The organism is Calditrichota bacterium (assembly GCA_013152715.1).
Classification (GTDB): Bacteria; Zhuqueibacterota; Zhuqueibacteria; order Thermofontimicrobiales; family Thermofontimicrobiaceae; genus 4484-87.
The window spans coordinates 1-3104 of the sequence record JAADFU010000161.1 but is presented as its reverse complement, the minus strand read 5'-3'; the positions used below and the strand labels follow the sequence as shown (position 1 = coordinate 3104).

Genomic DNA, 3104 nt, shown 5'->3' with positions numbered 1-3104 from the left:
CGAACCCGGAGGCCGCGGAGTAAGCGCTTACAAGAATTTGATCATTCATCCCTACGACGTTTACGTTGGTTTGCGGATGAAAAAAGAAGGCTATGCTGAACCGCACAAAAACACGGACATTGAATTCATTGTTCTCAATCCGGACGAGGAAATTGTTTCAAACAGAAAATTAACGGTGTCGTTCTATCGCATTTTTTGGCATTCAATTTTGAAAAAGACGACATCCCACGGCAGGTATCGCTACATTTCCGAACAAGTGGAAGAATTGGTGAGCGAAACCACGGTAACTTCAGGCGCGCAGATCAGTAAATTTTCCGTGAGACCCGAGAGATACGGCAAATACCGCGTGGTTGTGCGCGATGTGCAGACAGGCTCCTCTTCTTCCATCAGTTTTTATGCCAGCGGCTGGGGATATGCGCCGTGGGCAATGGACAATCCGGATCGAATTGAAATGGATCTGGATAAAAAAGAATATGTGCCCGGACAGCACGCGCGCATTCAAATTCGGGCTCCTTTTGCGGGGAAATTGTTGCTCACCGTTGAGCGGGAGAAAATTTTTCACCATCAGGTTGTGGAATTAAAGGAGAACACGGGCACAGTTGATTTGCCTGTTGAAGCGTTATACGCGCCCAATGTTTTTGTTTCGGCGCATTTGATTCGTTCCACTGAATCGCTTGACAGGGATACGCCGGTGAGAGCTTTTGGCGTGATCCCGCTGAAAATTAACAGCAGCGTCCACCGAATGGAAGTGGAAGTGCAGGCTCCCGATGAAATTCGCCCCAAATCAGAGCTCAAAATAAAAATTCAACTCAAAGGAAAAAAGAAAGGCAGCGCCTATTTGACAGTGGCTGCCGTGGATGAAGGAATCTGTCAATTGACGGATTTTCAAACGCCTGACCCGTTTCAGTATTTCTTTGGCAAAAAGAGGCTTGGGATTGAGACTTTTGATATTTATGGGATGATTTTGCCGGAAATTGAAGCCAGCCAGTCTTCGCCCGGCGGAGGTTATCTGGAAGCGAGACGCAAAAAGCACATTTCTCCCACTGGTGTGACGCGGGTGAAACCGGTGGCATTCTGGTCAGGACTGATAAAAGCGGATTCCCGCGGCAGGGCGAGCGTGAAGTTTTCCGTGCCTCAATTCAATGGCACTCTGCGAATCATGGCATCGACTTTTGCCGATGATAAATTTGGCGCCGGAGAAAAACGCATTTTCGTGCGCGATGCGATTGTGATGACGCCGACTTTTCCCAGATTCGTCGCCAGCGGAGACCAATTTTACATTCCCATTTCCGTTTACAATGGCACTGGTGGAAATGGAAAATTTAAAGTGCGATTGAAAGTAACAGGTCCCGCGAAAATCATCGGCGATGAGACGCAGACGATTCAACTGGAAAATAAAAAAGAAGGCTTCCTGAGATTCAAAGTCGAAGCGAAGAAAACCACGGGCAAATTGCATTTTCAGGTTGAAGTATCCGGCAGGGGAGAAAAGGCAAATTACGAGGTGGATGTGCCGCTGCGCGCGCCAGTTCCCATGGTGACTCTTTCCGGGAGCGGTTCTCTGCGCCAGGGCAAACCTGCCTCTTTTGTTTTTCCGAAAAATTGGCTGGAAAACACGGCGGAATTTTCGCTGACGATTTCCAACTTCCCGGCGATGCAGTTCGCTCGAAGTTTGCAATATTTGCTACGCTATCCGCATGGCTGCCTGGAACAGACCACGTCGCGGTTGTTCCCGCTGCTTTACTTCAAAGACCTGGCACGTGTGGCAGAACCAGAGATTTTTGAAAAAAATAGCGCGGATTATTACATCAATGAAGGCATTCAAAAAATAGAAGTGTCGCAGTTGGAGTCCGGCGAATTTTCTTTCTGGCCTAACGGCGACTATGCCAATACCTGGGCTTCGATTTATGCCAGCCATTTTCTGGTGGAAGCGCGGCGTTTGGGATACGAAGTTTCCGACCGGGTCTATCGAAAAATGATTAAATCACTGCGAGACTATTCGCGCGATTATGACGTTGATGAACGGTATCAGTTGCAAAGTGCGGTTTATGCCTGCTACGTGCTCGCGCTTGCCGAAAAACCGGAGCGGAGCACCATGCTTTATTTTAAGAATAGCCTTGCCGATAAATTGTCTCAATTTTCGCTTTACCAATTAGCCGGTGCTTTTGCTCACAGCGGGGATTTGAAAACGGCGCGCGAATTGCTGCCGCGTCGCCTCACTGTTTCTTCGGAGCAAAAGCGGGAAAGCGGAGGCAATTTCAATTCAAATATTCGGGCAAAAGCAGTGATGCTGGATGTCCTTGCTGAAATCGATCCCGACAATGCCCTGGTTCCCCAATTAGTCCAATCGCTCATCAAATCTGCGAACAAGCGCGGCTACTGGGGCACGACGCAGGAAAATGCGTTTGCATTTCTCGCTCTGGGAAAAATTTCCCGAAAACAGCAGCGCGGAAATTACACCGGAGTTGTGACCGTCGATGGCGCGGAATATGAGAAATTCGGCAGTGAAAGTTATCATTTTTCAGAGAAAGATTGGGCGGGCAAAAAAGTCACTCTTTCCGTTCAGGGCAGTGGCACCTGCTATTTTGCCTGGCGGGCTGAAGGAACTCCGTCATCGCTGCGCGTGACCGAGTCCGATCAGGATATTTCCGTGCGGAGAACGTTCTTGAATGACCAGGGCATTCCGCTGAATTATAACGACATCAGCCAGGGGCAACTTGTCATTGCGAAAATTACTCTGAAATCTCTGAACGAGTCGCTGGAAAATGTGGCAGTGATCGACCTGCTGCCTGCCGGTTTTGAAATTGAAAATCCGAGGCTGGAATCGAGAAAAGCGCTGAACTGGCTCAAAGAAAGAAATTATCTGCCGGATTATCTGGATATCCGCGATGATCGGTTGGTTTTTTATGGTGATTTGAAAAGAGGCAGGGAAATTAATTTTTATTACGCTTTGCGCGCTGTGACTGCCGGGACGTTTCGTCTGCCGCCGGTGCGGGCAGAGGCGATGTATAATCCGGAAAAGTCGTCGGTGGCGTCGGGCGTGGTTGTTTTGATAAAATAGTTTTTAGTTCGTAGTTCGTTGTCTATAGTTTATAGTTACCATTCAA

At 48.4% G+C, this 3104-nt stretch carries 1 protein-coding gene; it reads left to right on the top strand.

Going from position 1 to position 3104, the window contains the following annotated elements:
• A partial coding sequence (locus GXO74_12265; GenBank protein NOZ62442.1) for a hypothetical protein occupies nt 1-3058 on the top strand: 3058 nt, incomplete at its 5' end.
• Between the last annotated feature and the right edge of the window lie 46 nt (nt 3059-3104).